15 protein-coding genes are annotated in these 16,251 nt (G+C 69.3%); 1 reads left to right on the top strand and 14 read right to left on the bottom strand.

The window, feature by feature from the left end:
- Positions 1-6: 6 nt before the first annotated feature.
- The 9 genes from QWJ38_RS21600 to QWJ38_RS21560 all read right to left on the bottom strand — a co-directional run bounded on the left by QWJ38_RS21600 (position 7) and on the right by QWJ38_RS21560 (position 11,546).
- On the bottom strand, positions 7-2,409 hold the full coding sequence (locus tag QWJ38_RS21600; RefSeq protein WP_290361207.1) for a TonB-dependent receptor: 2,403 nt from the start codon (positions 2,407-2,409) through the stop codon (positions 7-9).
- A 28-nt stretch (positions 2,410-2,437) separates the two neighbouring features.
- The gene (locus QWJ38_RS21595) at positions 2,438-3,592 is read right to left on the bottom strand and encodes an SO2930 family diheme c-type cytochrome (protein ID WP_290361206.1); all 1,155 of its coding nucleotides are present in this window, start codon (positions 3,590-3,592) and stop codon (positions 2,438-2,440) included.
- 16 nt (positions 3,593-3,608) lie between these two features.
- A complete protein-coding gene (locus tag QWJ38_RS21590; protein ID WP_290361205.1) occupies positions 3,609-4,868 on the bottom strand; it encodes a parallel beta-helix domain-containing protein in 1,260 nt (419 codons plus the stop codon).
- Positions 4,869-5,134: 266 nt separating this feature from the next.
- Complete coding sequence (locus QWJ38_RS21585; RefSeq protein ID WP_290361204.1) at positions 5,135-6,415, bottom strand: TIGR03862 family flavoprotein; 1,281 nt, start codon at positions 6,413-6,415, stop codon at positions 5,135-5,137.
- A gap of 41 nt (positions 6,416-6,456) precedes the next feature.
- Complete coding sequence (locus tag QWJ38_RS21580; RefSeq protein WP_290361203.1) at positions 6,457-8,166, bottom strand: ATP-binding protein; 1,710 nt, start codon at positions 8,164-8,166, stop codon at positions 6,457-6,459.
- A gap of 31 nt (positions 8,167-8,197) precedes the next feature.
- Complete coding sequence (locus QWJ38_RS21575) at positions 8,198-9,097, bottom strand: SDR family oxidoreductase (RefSeq protein ID WP_290361202.1); 900 nt, start codon at positions 9,095-9,097, stop codon at positions 8,198-8,200.
- A complete protein-coding gene (locus QWJ38_RS21570) occupies positions 9,094-10,044 on the bottom strand; it encodes a glutathione S-transferase family protein (RefSeq protein WP_290361201.1) in 951 nt (316 codons plus the stop codon). The genes QWJ38_RS21575 and QWJ38_RS21570 overlap by 4 nt, the downstream gene beginning before the upstream one ends.
- On the bottom strand, positions 10,041-10,517 hold the full coding sequence (locus tag QWJ38_RS21565) for a GNAT family N-acetyltransferase (RefSeq protein ID WP_290361200.1): 477 nt from the start codon (positions 10,515-10,517) through the stop codon (positions 10,041-10,043). Before QWJ38_RS21565 ends, QWJ38_RS21570 begins: the two co-directional genes overlap by 4 nt.
- Positions 10,518-10,529: 12 nt before the next feature.
- On the bottom strand, positions 10,530-11,546 hold the full coding sequence (locus QWJ38_RS21560; protein WP_290361199.1) for an NADP-dependent oxidoreductase: 1,017 nt from the start codon (positions 11,544-11,546) through the stop codon (positions 10,530-10,532).
- A 138-nt stretch (positions 11,547-11,684) separates the two neighbouring features.
- Between QWJ38_RS21560 and QWJ38_RS21555 the strand changes: the two genes are divergently transcribed.
- Positions 11,685-12,500, top strand: coding sequence for an acyl-CoA thioesterase (locus tag QWJ38_RS21555; protein WP_290361198.1), 816 nt, complete (start codon positions 11,685-11,687; stop codon positions 12,498-12,500).
- On the opposite strand, the gene QWJ38_RS21550 is transcribed toward QWJ38_RS21555, so the two are convergent.
- From QWJ38_RS21550 to QWJ38_RS21530, 5 genes are read right to left on the bottom strand one after another with little or no spacing between them, the layout of a single operon-like run.
- Positions 12,485-12,961, bottom strand: a complete 477-nt coding sequence (locus QWJ38_RS21550) for a PaaI family thioesterase (protein ID WP_290361197.1) — start codon at positions 12,959-12,961, stop codon at positions 12,485-12,487. The two genes, QWJ38_RS21555 and QWJ38_RS21550, sit on opposite strands and share 16 nt — an antisense overlap.
- 2 nt (positions 12,962-12,963) lie before the next feature.
- A complete protein-coding gene (locus QWJ38_RS21545) occupies positions 12,964-13,758 on the bottom strand; it encodes an SDR family oxidoreductase (protein ID WP_290361196.1) in 795 nt (264 codons plus the stop codon).
- A 19-nt stretch (positions 13,759-13,777) separates the two neighbouring features.
- A complete protein-coding gene (locus QWJ38_RS21540; protein ID WP_290361195.1) occupies positions 13,778-14,005 on the bottom strand; it encodes a hypothetical protein in 228 nt (75 codons plus the stop codon).
- On the bottom strand, positions 13,992-15,797 hold the full coding sequence (locus tag QWJ38_RS21535) for an acyl-CoA dehydrogenase (RefSeq protein WP_290361194.1): 1,806 nt from the start codon (positions 15,795-15,797) through the stop codon (positions 13,992-13,994). Before QWJ38_RS21535 ends, QWJ38_RS21540 begins: the two co-directional genes overlap by 14 nt.
- A gap of 16 nt (positions 15,798-15,813) precedes the next feature.
- Positions 15,814-16,245 carry a PaaI family thioesterase gene (locus QWJ38_RS21530; RefSeq protein WP_290361193.1) on the bottom strand — a complete coding sequence of 144 codons (432 nt, stop codon included), beginning with the start codon at positions 16,243-16,245 and terminating at the stop codon, positions 15,814-15,816.
- Positions 16,246-16,251: the final 6 nt, after the last annotated feature.

Raw genomic sequence — 16,251 nt, 5'->3', positions numbered from 1 at the left:
GCCCGCTCAGAGCTTGGCGCTGATCTCGATGCTGATCTGCCGCGGCGGTGTCACCGACGCATAGGGCGCGCCGAAGGGGGCGCCGGTCGTGCTGGCCGCGCTGACGTACTGCTTGTCGGTCAGGTTGTTGATCAGCAGGGCCACGCCCCAGCGCTGCTGCGGCGCCTCCCAGCCGATGCGGGCGTCGACGCGCAGGCGGGCCTCGCCGATGTCCAGCGTCGCCGTCTTGATGCAACCGCCCTGCGCCTGCGAGTCGTCGTTGCAGCGCTGGGCGCCGCTGTAGGCCCAGTTGAGGTTGAAGCGCGCCCGGCCCTGGGCCAGCGGCACGACCGCCTCGCCGCCCAGGGTGGCCGTCCACTTCGGCGTGCCCACCGGCTGGCCGGCGAGGTTCTTGCCGCCGCCCGGCGTGCTGAAGTGCTTGTAGGTCTGGTCGATGTACTCGGCCGCGCCGTTGATGCGCCAGGTCTTGTCGATCTGCCACTGGGCTTCCAGGTCCAGGCCGATCGCGGTCTGGTCGCTGACGGTGACCTGGTAGGAGGGCACGCCCGCCGGCGTGCTGGCCGGCACCAGGGTCAGGCTTTGCAGATTGGTGAAGTCGTAGTGGAACAGCGAGCTGGTGTAGAACAGGCCCGTGCCCTCGACGCGGCCCTTGGCGCCGATCTCGTAGTTGGTGACGCGCTCGGGCTCGTACTGGCCGCCGACGCTCAGCGCGTTGAAGCCGCCGGCCTGGTAGCCGCGCGTCACCGATCCGAACAGCATGGTGTTCTTGTCCAGATGGTGGTCCAGCACCAGGCGCGGGCTGACGTCGTTCCAGGAGGTCTTGGTCTTCAGCGGGGTGCTGGCCGAGCGCGGGTCGTTGAACTCCAGATTGCTCGTCATCAGGTACTGCAGCGCACCGGCCTCCTCGGGGCTCATCGCGCCCATCGCCACCAGGCCGGGGAAGAAGCCGGCCTTGTCCAGCGCGGCCAGCTGGGCGTCCAGCCCCGGCGCGATGCGGTTCGGGCTCAGCCAGGAGAATTCCTTCTCGTCGCGGGTGAAGCGGATGCCGCCGGTCAGATTGGTCGCGTCGCCGAGCTTCCAGATCACGTCGCCATAGGCGGCAACCGCCTTGTAGACGCCCTGCGCATTCATGTTCTCCTGCCAGGTCTGGCCCAGCAGATTGACGCCCGGGATGCCCAGCATCTGCGTGATGCCGGTCACCGTCGCGTAGGGCGCCAGGCCGGCGGCCGGGTTGTGCAGCAGCAGGGTGTCCAGCGAGTCGGTGTAGGCATTGACCTGGCTGGTCTGCTTGGCCTTCTCGTAATAGGCCGACACGCCGGCCACCCAGTTCAGCTTGTCGGTCTTGCCGTTCAGGCGGAACTCCTGCTGCCAGGTGGTGTTCTGCTCGACATTGCCCGTCATCAGGTAATGCGCGCGCAGGGCCGTGCCGTCGTTGTCCTGGAAGTTGTGGGCATCGAAATGGCGCCAGGCGGTCAGGCTGGTCAGCTCGCCGATCGGCGTCGTGTGCTCGATCTTCAGCGTCACGCCGTCGAACTTGCGCGCCTCCGAGTTCGGCTGCGGGTCATTGGCCAGGGTCTTGCCGCGCGGATCCTGCCAGTTGGACGGGTCGACCGGGAAGCTCGGCTGCGCAGGCAGCAGGAAGACCGGACGCGCCGGCTGGTCGAGCTTCTCATGCTCCCAGCTGAGCAGCACCGAGGTCTCCTCGCCGGCCCAGCGCAGCGCCATGCGCGTGCCCCAGTCGTCGGCGCCGCCCATCTTCTTGCCGTCGAAGCTGTTGGTCAGCCAGCCGTCCTGGTGGTGGCCGACGGCGCTGATGCGAAAGGCCGTGCTGTCGTTGATGGCGTTGTTGTACAGCGCCTCGATATGGCGCGTGCCCCGGTCGCCCAGGCGCAGCGTGCCGCTGGCCTCCTGGCGGTTGGCCGGGTCGTTGTTGACGATGGAGATCGCGCCGCCAGCGGCATTGCGGCCGAACAGCGTGCCCTGCGGGCCGCGCAGCACCTCGATGCGCTTGACGTCGTTGAAGTTCAGGAGCGCGCCGCCGGTCTTGCCGGTGTAGACGCCGTTCAGATAGACGCCCACCGGCGCGTCGGTGCCGATGCCGAAGTCGCCGGTGCCGATGCCGCGCATCGAGTAGCTGGGCTGGGTCGGCTGGGTGGCGCTGACGCTCAGGCCGGGCACATAGCCGTCGAGCTGGCCGATGTTGACGGCGCCCAGCGACTTCACCTTGTCGGCGCCGACCACGCTCATCGTGATCGGCACGTCCTGCAGCTGCTGGACGCGGCTCTGGCCGGTCACCTCGACGACGCCCAGATTGTTGACGGGCGCGCTGTCCTGCGCATGAGCCACGCCGGCCAGCAGGGCGGCAGCGCAGGCCAGGGCGACGGGCGTCGGGCTCGGTCTCTTCTTCATCGCTCTTGTCTCCTCGTGATCGTTCCAGTCAGTGGGTGGCTTCGTTGCAGCGGCCGGGCAAGGCCGCGATCCACTCGCGTATCAGCTGCATGCCCTCTTCATGCACGGTGCTGCGGCCCAGCTCGGGCATCATCACGCCGCCTTCCTGGGAGGCCAGGCGGAAGCTCATGATCGATTCGTCCGGCTTGCCGGGCACGATGCCGAACAGGCGGTCGCCGGTGCCCTTGCCGGCCGCCACCGGCGGCTTGCACAGGCCCAGATGACGGTCCGGCGCCAGGAAGGGCTCCAGGTTCAGCGCCGTGTTGCTGGCCGGGCCGCGCGGGTTGTGGCAATGCGCGCAGTTGATGTCCAGGTAGGCGCGTGCGCGGGCCTCCAGTGGCTGGGTCTTGTCCAGCCAGTTGGCGGCCTTCTGCACGCCGGCCAGGTCCTCGGGCAGGCCGCCCAGGTAGCCCGCCTTGACCATATGGGCAAGCTGGTTCTCGCTGCTGCCTTGATAAACGAAGTCGCGGTTCAGATGGCGCGCCTTGAGGCCGATCGGCTGCACTTCCTTGCTCTTGAGCTTGACCATATGGCAGCTCGCGCACTGGTTCTCGTTCGGCACCACATAGGGGAAGCTCTGGCGCTTGCCGGCCGCGTCCTGCAGCGTCAGCTGGAGCTGATCGCCGGTGCGGGCGAGCTCGGCCTCGGTCTGCTCGGCGTTCCAGACATAGGGCAAGGCGGCCCAGCCATCCGCGCGCCGCACCAGGATGCGCGTCTCGACCAGGCGCACCCGGCTCAGATCCAGCGCGCCGTCCTTCAGCTCGGCGCTGCTGTCCGAATGCGTCTGCAGCAGGGTCTGGCCCTCGCCCTTCGGGTAGTAGAAGGTCTTGGAGATGATGGTGCCGACGGGCAAGTCGAACACCTCCAGCTCGGAGAACTTGGCCCGCTGACCCTGCGGCATCCAGACCGTGCGCAGCTTGTGCGCATGGTCGGAGAACAGCGGCGTGTTCAGCTCGTAGGGCATCACGCCGGTGTTGAGCTTGAGCTTGCCGCCATCGGCACGCAGCACATGCCAGTCGCTCAGCTTGGCCGGACGGCCCTCGGCGATGAAGGCGACCGGCTCGGGGGGCTTGCTGCAGGCGGCCAGGCCGGACAGCGCCAGCGCACCCAGCAGGGAGCGCCAGCCATACAAAGACTTCAACATCGGAAACGGATTTGACTCAGCTGCGGCCGGCCAGCACGACCGGGTTCAGACGCGGCAATTCGCAGTCATGCGGCTTGCTCGCATCGATCTGCGGGTTCTTGTACTTGTTCGGGCCGTCGGCATTGAGCACCTGCGACTCGCCGTTGCGCACGCAGATGCGCTCCTCCGGCTTGCCGGCGCTCTTGGCATCGGCATAGCCGTCCCACAGCACATCGGGGAAGCGGCCGTTGATGCCGAACATCACCGTCTTCAGGGTCTTCAGGTCCAGGCCGTCCGGCGAGTCGCCGCCACCGCTGAAGCGGTTGCCCGTGACCAGGATGGCGCGCGGATAGGGGTCGTAGCTGGGCTCCACGCCCTCCTTGGAGAAATAGCCGGTCGAGTAGTAGCTCGAGATGATCACATTGCCGGTCTGGTTGTCGGCAATGTCGTTGTCGAAGATCTCGACCTTGGAGTTCGAGTTGATGACGATGCCGGAGCCGGCCGGCACGCTGGCGACCGCCGTGCCCTTGGCGCCGAAGTTGGCGCGGTTGTTCTTCACCGCCTTGTTCTTGTAGACCCGGGTGCTGTGGCCGGGCTGCGAGAGATTGGGCATGTTGAAGACCAGGATGCCGCCGGTGTTGTCGGTCGCCAGGTTGTCGTAGACATCGGCGTTGACGGTGTTCTCGATCTCGATGCCGGCGACGTTCTGCTCGGCGCGGTTGCGGCGCACGATCACGCCGGTCGACTGGCCGACATAGATGCCGGCGTCCGAGGCGCCATAGGCCTCGCAGTCCTCGATCAGCACATTGCGGGTCTTGACCGGGTAGATGCCGTAGGCACCGTTGCTGGTCTTGGCCTCGCCGCTCCAGCGCACGCGCACCTTGCGCACGGTGATGTTCTCGCCGTCGTTGATCTTGACCGCATCGCCCTTGCTGTCCTCGATCGTCAGGCCTTCCAGCGTGAAGTCGTTGGCGTAGACGATCAGCCCTTCGGGGCCGCTGGTCTGGCCCTTGAAGGAGATGATGGTCTTGTCGATGCCGGCGCCGCGGATGGTCACGCCATTGCCGCGCAGCGAGAGGCCGCGGTCGAAATGGAAATTGCCGGCCGGGATCTCGACGACGCTGCCGGGCTTGGCATCGAGCAGCTGCTCCTGGATCTTCTTCTGCAGCTCGGCATCGACCTTGGCCTCGCCCAGCGGCGTGGCCGTCTTCGAACAGGCGCACAGGGCGGCGGCCGCGAGCAGGGTGAACAGGAGTTTTCCGCACGCCAGCGGGCGCGGGAAATCGTGGGGTCGCATCAGCTCGGTCTCCTCAGAATCTTCTTCTTGCGCGCGCTTGCCGCGGAACGCAGGGGGCGAATGTACGCAAGGCGGGAGCGCGCCCTGCCCCGGGTTTGCCCAGCTCCGCGCCAAGCAATCGTCAGGTCTGCGGCCATCGTCGATTGGTTCCTTCGCGCTGCGCCTCGATGCGGCCGACTGTAGGGCCGGCTCCGTGCGCGACGGGGGGTGCAATGCGGCCTGAATGCGGGTGGCGCAAGGCCAGCCTCGCCCCTGGTTTTCCCCAGTCAGCGCCGCGCGAGGCAATGGGCCGCGGCGCCCTCGCCGGCCACGCGGCCGCTGGCCATCGAAGCCGTCAGCAGATAGCCGCCGGTCGGCGCCTCCCAGTCCAGCATCTCGCCGGCGCAGAACACGCCGGGCAGCGCCTTCAGCTGCAGCTCCGGCGTCAGCGCCTCGAAGCGCACGCCGCCGGCCGTGCTGATCGCCTCGGCCACCGGGCGCGCGGCCAGCAGGGTCAGCGGCAGGCGCTTCAGCGTCGCGGCCAGCCGCGCCGGATCCTGGTAGGCGCTCTTGTCCAGCACCTCGTGCAAGAGGCCGGCCTTGAGGCCCTCAATGCCCAGCCGGCTCTTCAGATGGGTGGACATCGAGCGCGTGCCGCGCGGCCGCGCGACCTCGGCGGCGACGAAGTCGGCCGTGCGATCGGGCAGCAGGTCCAGCTGCACCGTCGCCGAACCGAACTCGGCGATCTCCTCGCGGATCAGGCTCGCGGCCGCATAGACCAGCGAGCCCTCGATGCCGGTCGCGGTGATGACGAACTCGCCGCGGCGCTCGAAACGCCGGCCGCCCCGCCCTTGCAAATGCAGGGCGACCGGCTTGACCGGCTGGCCGGCAAAGCGCTCGGCGAAGACGGTGCTCCAGCCCGGCGCCGCGGCCTCGGCCCGCGTCGCGCCAAGGTCGAAGCCGCAGTTAGCCGCGCGCAGCGGCGCGATCTCGACACCGCGCGCCGCCAGCCTGTCGACCCAGGCACCGTCGGAGCCCAGCTGCGGCCAGGAGGCGCCGCCCAGGGCCAGCACGGTGGCGGCCGGCCGCAGGCGCAGCTCGCCCTCGGGGCCGGTCAGGCGCAAGGCGCCATCGGCATCCCAGTCCAGCCAGCGCCTGCGCATATGAAAGCGCACGCCCGCCTCGCGCAGCCGGTGCAGCCAGGCGCGGAGCAGCGGCGCCGCCTTCATATCGCTCGGGAACACGCGGCCCGAAGTGCCGACGAAGGTGCTGACGCCCAGGCCCGCGGCCCAGTCGCGCAGGCCCGGGCCGTCGAGCCGGCGCAGCAGCGGCTCGATCTGGGCCGCGCGCTCGCCGAAGCGGCCGAGGAAGGGCTCGAAGGCTTCCGAATGGGTCAGGTTCAGCCCGCCCTTGCCGGCCAGCAGGAACTTGCGGCCCACCGAGGCCATCGCGTCATAGACCTCGACCTGCAGCCCGGCCTCGGCCAGGGTCTCGGCCGCCATCAGGCCGGCCGGGCCGCCGCCGATGACGGCGACCTGGGGGGCGGAGGGGGCGGGAGCAGCGGACATGGCGGACGGCGATTCGAAGGGAGCGGCAGTGTGCCAGAAGCTCAGACCGCCGCCGCGGCCTGCAGCTCCAGCGTGAAGCGGCTGCCCTCGCCGGCCTCGCTGTGCACCCGGATGCGGCCGCCCATGCGCTCCGTCAGCTGCTTGCAGATGACCAGGCCGATGCCGGTGCCCTCGGTGGTCGCGCCGCGGCCCAGGCGGTTGAAGGGCTGGAACAGCTGCGACTGCTGCTCGGCGCTGAGGCCCAGGCCGCCATCGGCGACCTCGATGCAGAACAGCGCCGGCTCGCGCGGCCCGGCGCTGACGCTGACCCAGCTGCCGCGCCGGTTGTACTTGATCGCATTGGACAGCAGGTTGTGCAGCACCTGCTCCAGCCGCACCGGATCGGCCAGCGCCATCCGCTGCTGCGTGTCGGGCGCATAGCGCAGCGCGATGCCGGCCGCCTGCGCCGCCGGCATCGCCAGCTCGACGCAGCGCTGCACGACCGGGCCGGCATCCAGCGGCCGCGGCTCGACGGCCAGGCTGCCCGACTCCAGCCGCGAGAAGCTCATCATGTCCTCGATCAGCACCAGCAGGTGGCGGGCGGCGCTCTCGATGTGCGCGATGCGCTGGCGCTGGGTCGCGTCCAGCGGCCGCGCCGCGTCGTTCTCCAGCAGTTGCGCAAAGCCCAGCACCGCGTTCAGCGGCGTGCGCAGCTCATGGCTGGCCTGCGACATGAACTCGGTCTTGGCGCGGTTGGCCAGCTCGGCCACCGCGCGCGCATGGTCGGCGTCCTGCAGGCGCCGGCGCTCGGCCAGCTCCTGGCGCAATTGCTCGGTGCGCGCGACGACCTGGCGGCGCAGCGCGCGGTTCCACGCATAGAGCAGGCCGACGGCGGCCAGGCCCAGGGCCAGCACGCCGGTGGCGGCGATGACGACCTCGCGCCGCAGGCCGGCACTGTCGCGGTCCAGCGGGATCCAGCGGTCGGCGATTTTCTGGCGTTCGTCGGCACCGATCTGGTCCAGGCCCTTCTGCAGGATGCGGCCCAGCATCGGCCAGTCGCGCCGGTAGCCGATGCCCAGGTCGTAGGCAAAGCCGATGTCCGCGACGACACGCACATTGCCGATGCCGTCGCTGCGCATCAGAAAGGTCGCGCTGGCCAGGTCGGCAACGCCGGCCCCGATCTCGCCGCCGGCCAGGCGGCGCAGCAGATTGCGGTCGTCGCTCTCGATCTGCAGCGGATTGCCGGGGAAGCGCTCGGCCAGGAAGCCACCGACCGCATAGCCGCGGCTGACCGAGACCGGCTCGCCGGGCGCGAGCTCGCCGGCCTCGGCGCCCGCCGCGCCGGCGACGCGGCGGCGCAGCAGCACTGCCGGCACCGAGATATAGGGCCGCGTGAAGGCGAGGAACTCGCGCCGCTCGGGCGCGTCGCGCAGCGACATCATCATGTCCAGCCGACCGCCCCTGAGCGCCTGCATGGAGTCGGCGAACGGCGCCGGCGGCATCAGCTGCAGTTGCAGCCCGGTCAGCTGCTGCAGCCGGGTCGCATAGTCGATCGAGAGCCCGCGCACCGCGCCGCCGGCATCGACGAAGGTGAAGGGCCCGTAGCTCCTCGAGCTGGCGACGCGCAGGACCGGGTGCTCGGCGATCCAGGCGCGCTCCTCGGCGCTCAGCGCCAGGCCGTTGGCGCGCGCGGCGCTGGCCAGCAGAAGCAGGGCAAGACCCGGGCACCAGAGACCAAACCGGCGAATCGAGCGGATGAGGATGCGGATCACCCCCCGATTGTGCCCCCGCGGGGGGCGGGTCTCAGCCCTCGCGCAGCGCCGCCTTCAGCTTCGCGCCGATCTCGGGGCGATCCTTGAATGGATCGGTCGGATTGCGCAAGAGCATCACATCCTCCAGCCGCGTCTGCACGCCGGCCAGCGCATGCGGGTGGCTGAACACATAGAAGCGCTCTTCGTCCATCGCGGCGAAGACCATGGCCGCGACCTCGGCCGCCGTCAGCTTGCCGGAGGACACCGCCTTGTCGCTCATGGCCTGGCCGATCAGCTGGCTCTTGGTGGGCTTGGCGGCCGGCGCGTCGGCGGGCCGGTTGCGATGGCTTTGCGAGATGCCGGTCGGCACGAAGAAGGGGCACAGCACCGAGGCCCGGATCTGCTCGGTGACCAGGGCCAGGTCTTGATGAAGCGTCTCGCTCAGCGAGACCACCGCATGCTTGGAGACGTTGTAGACCCCCATATTCGGCGCGTTGAGCATGCCGGCCATGGAGGCGGTGTTGACGATATGCCCCTCGTAGCCGGGATCGGCGGCGGCCGCCTCCAGCATCATCGGCGTGAACAGGCGCACGCCGTGGACCACGCCCATCAGATTGACGCCCAGCACCCATTCCCAGTCGGCCAGCGTGTTCTCCCAGATCAGGCCGCCCGAGCCGACGCCGGCATTGTTGAAGACGACGTGCGGGGCGCCGAAGCGGGCCTTGACCGCCGCAGCCAGCGCCTCCATCTCGGCGGCCTTGGCCACGTCGACCTTACGCGCCAGCACGGGCACGCGGCCCTCGAACTCGGCCGCGGCCTTGTCCAGTGCATCGCTCTGCACATCGCAGAGCACCAGGTTCATGCCGCGCGCGGCGGCGATGCGGGCGACCTCGAGGCCGAAGCCCGAGCCGGCGCCGGTGATGACGGCGGTCCTGCCTTGGTAGTTCTTCATGCTTGCTTGCTTTCCTGTTCTGCCTTGCGCAAGGCATAGCCGATGCGCGGGAAATGGACGTGGACGATGCCGGCACGCTCGTCGCGGCGGCGCAGGGTGACGCTGTCGTTCGTCAGGCCGACCAGCTCGCCGGCCACCGGATCGAAGGCGTAGTCGAGCGGCGTGACGGTCAGCGCCTGGCCGGGCTCGAAGCCCAGGCCGGGCATCACCTCGACCTCGGCGTGCCGGTTCGCCGCGGCGGCCAGCGCGATCGCCTCCTCGCTGCTCATTGCCGTGCTCTGGCCATGGCCGAAGGCGCGCACGCGCTCGTACCAGGCGGCCAGGCGCTCGTGCGGCGCCATGATGGCGGCCAGCGGGCCGGCGCGGCGGATGAACCAGAGGCAGTGGACGACGGCGAAGTCGGCAATGCTGGGCAGGCCGCCGCAAAGGAAGTCCCGGCCATCGGCCAGCATCTGTTCCAGCCAGAGCAGATAGCTTGTCAGCGCCGCCGTCGCATCGGCCAGCGGCGCACGCCTGACGCCGGCCGACATGGCCATGCGGTCAGCGCCAAAGGCCTTGATCACCTCGGGCGGCACGCCGGCAAAGACGGTCGCGATGCCGGCCGGCTGCATCGTGTAGGGCGCGGCGGCCCAGAACAGATCGGTGTCGGCCCATTGCGCGATCAGCGCGGCCGTGCCGCCGGCCTCGCGCGGGTAAAGCGTCGGCGTCGGCGCGAGCCGGTCGATGCGCTGGCACATCAGCGCCGTGTCGCAATAGATGTCGGCGCCGATCTGCAGAAAAGGCGTGCGGCGGTAGCCGCCGGTCAGCGCGAGCACATCGGGCTTGGGCAGGATCACCGGCACGGTGACGCTGCGCCAGGCCAGGCCCTTGTAGCCCAGCACCAGGCGCACCTTCTCCGAGAACGGCGAGCCGGCGTAATGGTGCAGGATCAATGCTGGATCGCTCATGCGGCGGGTCTCCTCATATCCAGATGCGGGATGCCGTCCTCGTCGTAGAGCGCCGAGAGCGGCTCGAAGCCGAGGCTGGCGTAGAAGCGCTGCAGATAAGCCTGGGCGCCGATGTCGATCGGCAGGCCCGGCCAGCGCCGCGTGCATTCGGCGATCGCGCGCTCCATCAGCCGCCGGCCCAGGCCCTGCCCGCGCGCCGCCGGCGCATTGACGACGCGGCTGATCATCGGGTGGACCTGCCGCGCGCCCTTGATGCCCGGCGCCAAGAGCCGCGCGCAGACCATCAGGTCGCCCTGCCCGTCATGGCCCAGCAACTGCCAGGCGCCTGGCCGCAGATCCAGGCCATCGGGGTCAAGGAACACGCAGTGCTGCTCGACGACGAAGACCTGCGCGCGCAGCGCCAGCGCCTGGTACAGCGCGCTCGTGCTCAGCTCGGCCGCCGGCGCGCAGGTCCAGCGCAGCGGATCAGTCATTGCCGATCCGGCTCAGATCAGCTTGACCAATTGCTTGCCGAAGTTCTTGCCCTTGAGCAAGCCCAGGAAGGCCTCCGGCGCGCTGGCGATGCCGTCCGCCACCGTCTCGCGGTACTTGAACTTGCCGGTGGCAACCAGGGTGCCGAGTTCCTTCAGCGCCTCGGGCCAGACCTCCATGTGCTCGCTGACGATGAAGCCCTCGATCTTCATCCGGTTGGAGAGGATCAGCTGCGGGTACTGCATCGGGATCGGCTCGCCGTTGTAGCCGGAAATCATGCCGCACATGGCGATGCGGCTGAAGGCATTGGCGCGCAGCATCACCGCGTCGAGGATGATGCCGCCGACGTTCTCGAAATAGCCGTCGATGCCCTTCGGGCAGGCTTCCTTCAGCGCGGTCGACAGGCTCTTCACGTCCGGGTGCTGCTTGTAGTCGATGCAGGCGTCGAAGCCCAGCTCCTCGACCACCTGGCGGCATTTGTCCGGGCCGCCGGCCAGGCCGACCGCGCGCGCGCCGCGGGCCTTGGCCAGCTGGCCGACCGCGCCGCCGACGGCGCCCGAGGCGGCGCTGACGACGACCGTCTCGCCCGGCTTCGGATCGATGATCTTCACCAGGCCGTACCAGCCGGTGACGCCGGGCATGCCGACGGCGCCCAGATAGGCCGACAGCGGGATGTGCGTCGTGTCCACCTTCTGCAGCACGCCGCGCTGGTTCGCATCGACCAACTGGTACTCCTGCCAGCCGCCCATGCCGACCACCTTGTCGCCGACCTTGAAGTGATCGTTCTTGGAGTCGACGACCTCGCCGACGGTGCCGCCGATCATCACCGCGTCCAGCGGCTGCGGCGCCGCATAGCTCTTGCCCTCGTTCATGCGGCCGCGCATATAGGGATCCAGGCTCAGGTAATGGTTGCGCACCAAGACCTGACCCTCGGTCAGCGCCGGCACGGCGGCTTCCACGAGCTTGAAGTTGGCGGCGCTGGGTTCGCCCTGGGGGCGCGAGACGAGGTGGATCTGGCGATTGACGGTCATCGGAGTCTCCTGCGTGATGTTCGAGAGGAATGCCGCATTGAAGCATGGCATGCCCGGCAGGGGGAGTCTCGTCGGCGACAGAAAAGCACGGTCGTTCTTTTTTAGACTGAGGCCCCGCCGTCCATCGAATCCCGAGCCATGCAACATCCTTTCGACGCCGCCATCGCACTCACGCCCCTGCCCGGCGACGCCGGCCATCGCGGCGCCACCAGCCCCGCCTACGCCAATATGGTCGGCCCCTTCGGCGGCGTCACCGCCGCCACCCTGCTGCAGGCGGCGCTGGTCCATCCGGCGCGGCTCGGCGAGCCGATCGCGCTGACGGTGAACTTCGCCGCCGCGCTGGCCGAGGGCGGCTTCGAAGTCATCGCGCGGCCGGTGCGCAGCAACCGCTCGACCCAGCACTGGCTGATCGAGCTGAGCCAGGGCGGCGAGACGGCCGCGACGGCCAGCGCCGTGTTCGCGCTGCGGCGCGAGACCTGGTCGAGCGCCGAGGCCCAGATGCCGGCGGAGGTGCCGTCGGCCGCGAGCCTGGCACCGGCCCGCGCTCGCTTCGGCGCACCGGCCTGGGTGCAGCGCTACGACATGCGCTTTGTGGACGGCGGCATGCCCGAGGCCTTCGACGGCCGCGAGCAGCCGGCCTCGCAAAGCCGGCTCTGGCTGCGCGACGAGCCGCCGCGGCCGCTGGACTTCGCCTCGCTGGCGGCGATCTGCGACAGCTTCTTCCCGCGCATCTTCCTGCGCCGCCGCCAGCTGGCGCCCATCGGCACGGTAACGCTGACGACCTATTTCCATGCCGACGCGGCCCTGCTCGCGGCGCAAGGCGAGCGGCCGGTGCTGGGCTGCGCGCGCGGCGTGAACTTCCGCAATGGCTATTTCGACCAGAGCGCCGAGGTCTGGAGCGATGCCGGCCAGCTGCTGGCCAGCACGCACCAGATGGTCTACTTCAAGGGCTGAGCAGGATCCTCGCCCTTGTTCTGCAGCGGCTTGAGCGCCCGGTCGCGCGCCGGCAGCGCCTTGATGAACTTGAAGGTGCCGGTCGCGTGGGCGCACAAGCGCCCCTGCTCGTCGAGCACCGAGCCTTCGCAGAAGGCCATCGTCGCCGTGCGGTGCAGCAGCTTGCCCAGGCCGCGCAGCCGGCCTTCGCCGGGTCGCATGAAGCTCGTCTTCATCTCCACGGTGACGACGCCGGGCCCGTAGCCCTCGCCGCTGCGCTGCGGACTGCGCGCGGCAATCGCCATCGCCACGTCCAGCAAGGTCATCACGACGCCGCCATGGGCCACGGCCCAGGAGTTCATGTGCGCGTCGGTCAGGTTCACCGACAGCTCCGACTCACCGCCGCCGGCGGCAAGCAGCTCGAAGCCGAGCTGTTCGACGAAAGGGATATGGACCGGAAAACTCAGCGGCGGCGTGCTCAAAATCAGCCTCCAACGAGGGCGCTGACGCCGCCGTCGACGGCCAGGATCTGGCCGGTGATGTGCTTGCCGGCGCGGCTGGCGAACAGCAGCACGGCGCCCTTCAGGTCCTCGTCGTCGCCGAGCCGGTTCAGCGGCGCATGGGCCGCCATATTCTTCTCGCCGACCGCGGCCAAGAGGCCCTTGGTCATCTTGCTGGGGAAGAAGCCCGGCGCGATCGCGTTGACGGTGATGCCGTGCTGGCCCCACTCGCCGGCCAAGGCGCGCGTGAAGTTGACCGCCGCGCCCTTGCTGGTGTTGTAGGCGATCGTCTTCATCATCACCGGGTTGCCGCCCAGGCCGGCGATCGAGGCGATATTGATGATGCGGCCGCTCTTGCGCGGGATCATGCTCTGCCGCGCCACTTCCTGGGCGACGACGAAGAGGCTGCGGATGTTCAGGTTCATCACCTTGTCCCAGGCCTCGATCGTGTGCTCCTCGGCCGGCGCGCCCCAGGTGGCGCCGGCGTTGTTGACCAGGATGTCGATGCGGCCCAGGCGCTCCATCGTCTGCGTCACCAGCGCGCGCGCCTGGGCCTCATCGGACGCGTCGGTGGCAATCCAGCGTGCGTCGATGCCGCGATCCTGCAGATGGGCAACCGCCTCTTCGAGGTCGGCGGCCTTGCGCGAGCTGAGCATGATCTTGGCGCCGGCCTCGCCCAGCGCCTCGGCCATCTGCAGGCCCAGGCCGCGCGAGCCGCCGGTCACCAGGGCCACCTGGCCGCTCAGGTCGAACAGGTCTTGAACTTTCGTCGTTGTCATCGGGATGTCTCCATTGAATTCAGGGGAAGCGCGAGCGGATCCAGATCAGCACCACGCCGACGGCCGCCGCGATGCCGCCCTTGACCATCAGCACATAGCCGAGCACATGGCCCTCGGGCGCCCCCAGGCGAAGGAACAGGCCCAGCGAGGCGGCCAGCAGGCCGGCATAGATCAGGATCCAGACCAGGCGCTCGATCCACAGCAGCGCCTTGGCCGAGAGCGGCTTGCGCGCATCAGAACCAGGCATCTTGCATCTCCCGGCACAGCGGCTCGCGGCTGGCAACGACGGCCAGCCAGGCATCGATCTTGGGCAGCTCGTAGGCGAAGAAATAGCGCGCCGCCGCCTGCTTGCCGCGGGCGAAGTCGCTCTCTCCCTCCGCCGCCAGCGCCAGCTCCAGCCAGATCCAGGCCAGCACCAGATGACCGAAGGCCTGCAGATAGGGCGTGGCATTGGCCAGCGCCTCCTCGGGCGCGCCGGTGGCCCAGGCGCTCTTGGTCGCGCGGCCGATCTTGGCCAGCGCGGCGGCCAGCTCGTTGACTCGTTCGGCCAGCGCCGGCCGTGGCAAGGCCCGCTCGATCGTCGCATTGATGCGCGCGGCCAGCAGTTGCAGCGCGCGGCCGCCGTCCATCACCACCTTGCGGCCCAAGAGGTCCAGGCCCTGGATGCCGTGCGTGCCCTCGTGGATCATGTTCAGGCGGTTGTCGCGCCAGTGCTGCTCGACCGGGAAGTCGCGCGTGTAGCCATAGCCGCCCAGCACCTGGATGGCCAGCGAGTTGGCCTCCAGGCACCATTCGCTGGGCCAGCTCTTGGCGATCGGGGTCAGCACCTCCAGCAGCAGCGTCGCCTCGGCGGCCGCATCGGCGTCGCCGGTGTTGGCCTCGTCGACCAGGCGCGCGCAGAACAGCTCCAGGGCCAGGCCACCCTCGACATAGCTCTTCTGCGCCAAGAGCATGCGCTTGACGTCGGCATGCTCGATGATGGGCCGCTGCGGCTGGGCGGCGTCCTTGCCGCCGGGGCCGATCGCGCGGCCCTGCGGCCGCTGGCGCGCGTACTCGAGGCTGGCCTCGTAGCCGGCATAACCCAGCATCACCGCACCGAGGCCGACGCCGATGCGCGCCTCGTTCATCATGTGGAACATGCATTTCAGGCCTTCGCCGGGCTTGCCCACGAGATAGCCGACCGCACCCGCCTTGCCGCCCGGCTTGAAGCGGCCCTCGCCGAAGTTCAGGAGGCAGTTGGTCGTGCCGCGGTAGCCGAGCTTGTGGTTGAGGCCGGCCAGCGCAACGTCGTTGCGCTCGCCGCTGAGCTCGCCCGCGGGCGTGACCAGCTTCTTCGGCACGACGAACAGTGAGATGCCGCGCGTGCCGGGCACCAGCTTGCCGTCCGGGCCGGGGATCTTGGCCAGCACCAGATGGATGATGTTCTCGGTCATCTCGTGCTCGCCGCCCGAGATCCACATCTTGTTGCCCTTGAGCCGGTAGCGCGGGCCCAGCGGATCGGCCGCGTCCTCCGGCTCGGCGCGCGTCGCCACGTCCGAGAGGGACGAGCCGGCCTGCGGCTCGGAGAGGCACATGGTGCCGAACCAGCGGCCGGCGAACTCGTTCTTGGCGAAGACCTCGCGCTGCGCCTCGCTGCCATGCGCCATCAAGAGATTCGCATTGCCCTTGGTCAGCATCGCATAGCCGCTCATCGCGACGCTGGCCTTGCTGATGAAGGCCTTGCCGGCCATCTCGATCACGCAGGGCAGCTGCATGCCGCCGAGTTCGTAGTCCTGGCTGCCGGCCAGCAGGCCCGCGTCGACGAAGGCGCGCATCGCCTCGTGCGTGGCCTGGGGCAGATGGACCTGCTCGCCGTCGAAATGCGGCTCCTCGGTATCGGCCAGGCGGTTGAAGGGCGCAAACTTCTCGCGCGCCAGGCGCTCGCAGGTGTCCAGCACCGCGCCGAAGGTCTCGGCATTGTGGTCGGCAAAGCGCTCGCGCGCGCTGAGCTCACCAACCCGGAGCCAGTCGTTCAGCAGGAAGTCCAGGGTCTCGCGCATATCGCTACTCGCTTTGTCATTTCGCTTGGGTGACGGCCATCGTGCCCGAGGCCTTGACGACCAGTTGGCGCTGCTGCTCATCCCCCTCGCCCGAGATCGCATGGACCTCGGCCTCGGTGAACATGATCTGCCGGCCGGGCTTGAGCACCCAGGCCTCGCAGACGAGTTTGTCGCCGCGCGAGCCGCGCAGCAGATTGGTCTTGAATTCGGCGGTCAGGATCCAGTGCCCCTCGGGCGCCAGCGTCTGCGCCGCCGCGCCCATCGAGTGATCGGCCAGCGAGGCCAGCACGCCGGCATGGGCCACGCCGGTGTGCTGCAGATGCTTGCGTTCGAGCGTCAGCTCGGTCCTCACCCGCCCCGGCTCGACCGCCATCGGCCTCACACCCAGTTCGACCATGAAGGGCGCGCTGGCGAAGAAGCGGCGCAGGCTGTCGAGGTCAGCATCCATGGCCCG

It is taken from the genome of Roseateles violae (assembly GCF_030410485.1).
GTDB lineage: Bacteria > Pseudomonadota > Gammaproteobacteria > Burkholderiales > Burkholderiaceae_C > Roseateles_D > Roseateles_D violae.
The sequence above is the reverse complement of the archived record's forward strand: the minus strand, read 5'-3'. Positions and strand labels throughout refer to the sequence as shown.

Coding starts and splice junctions, on each gene's coding strand:
- QWJ38_RS21570 (WP_290361201.1), bottom strand. CDS start 10,044: ATGAGCGATCCAGCATTGATCCTGCACCATTACGCCGGCTCGCCGTTC.
- QWJ38_RS21530 (WP_290361193.1), bottom strand. CDS start 16,245: ATGGATGCTGACCTCGACAGCCTGCGCCGCTTCTTCGCCAGCGCGCCC.
- QWJ38_RS21555 (WP_290361198.1), top strand. CDS start 11,685: ATGCAACATCCTTTCGACGCCGCCATCGCACTCACGCCCCTGCCCGGC.
- QWJ38_RS21595 (WP_290361206.1), bottom strand. CDS start 3,592: ATGTTGAAGTCTTTGTATGGCTGGCGCTCCCTGCTGGGTGCGCTGGCG.
- QWJ38_RS21575 (WP_290361202.1), bottom strand. CDS start 9,097: ATGAAGAACTACCAAGGCAGGACCGCCGTCATCACCGGCGCCGGCTCG.
- QWJ38_RS21540 (WP_290361195.1), bottom strand. CDS start 14,005: ATGCCTGGTTCTGATGCGCGCAAGCCGCTCTCGGCCAAGGCGCTGCTG.
- QWJ38_RS21565 (WP_290361200.1), bottom strand. CDS start 10,517: ATGACTGATCCGCTGCGCTGGACCTGCGCGCCGGCGGCCGAGCTGAGC.
- QWJ38_RS21590 (WP_290361205.1), bottom strand. CDS start 4,868: ATGCGACCCCACGATTTCCCGCGCCCGCTGGCGTGCGGAAAACTCCTG.
- QWJ38_RS21600 (WP_290361207.1), bottom strand. CDS start 2,409: ATGAAGAAGAGACCGAGCCCGACGCCCGTCGCCCTGGCCTGCGCTGCC.
- QWJ38_RS21545 (WP_290361196.1), bottom strand. CDS start 13,758: ATGACAACGACGAAAGTTCAAGACCTGTTCGACCTGAGCGGCCAGGTG.
- QWJ38_RS21535 (WP_290361194.1), bottom strand. CDS start 15,797: ATGCGCGAGACCCTGGACTTCCTGCTGAACGACTGGCTCCGGGTTGGT.
- QWJ38_RS21585 (WP_290361204.1), bottom strand. CDS start 6,415: ATGTCCGCTGCTCCCGCCCCCTCCGCCCCCCAGGTCGCCGTCATCGGC.
- QWJ38_RS21560 (WP_290361199.1), bottom strand. CDS start 11,546: ATGACCGTCAATCGCCAGATCCACCTCGTCTCGCGCCCCCAGGGCGAA.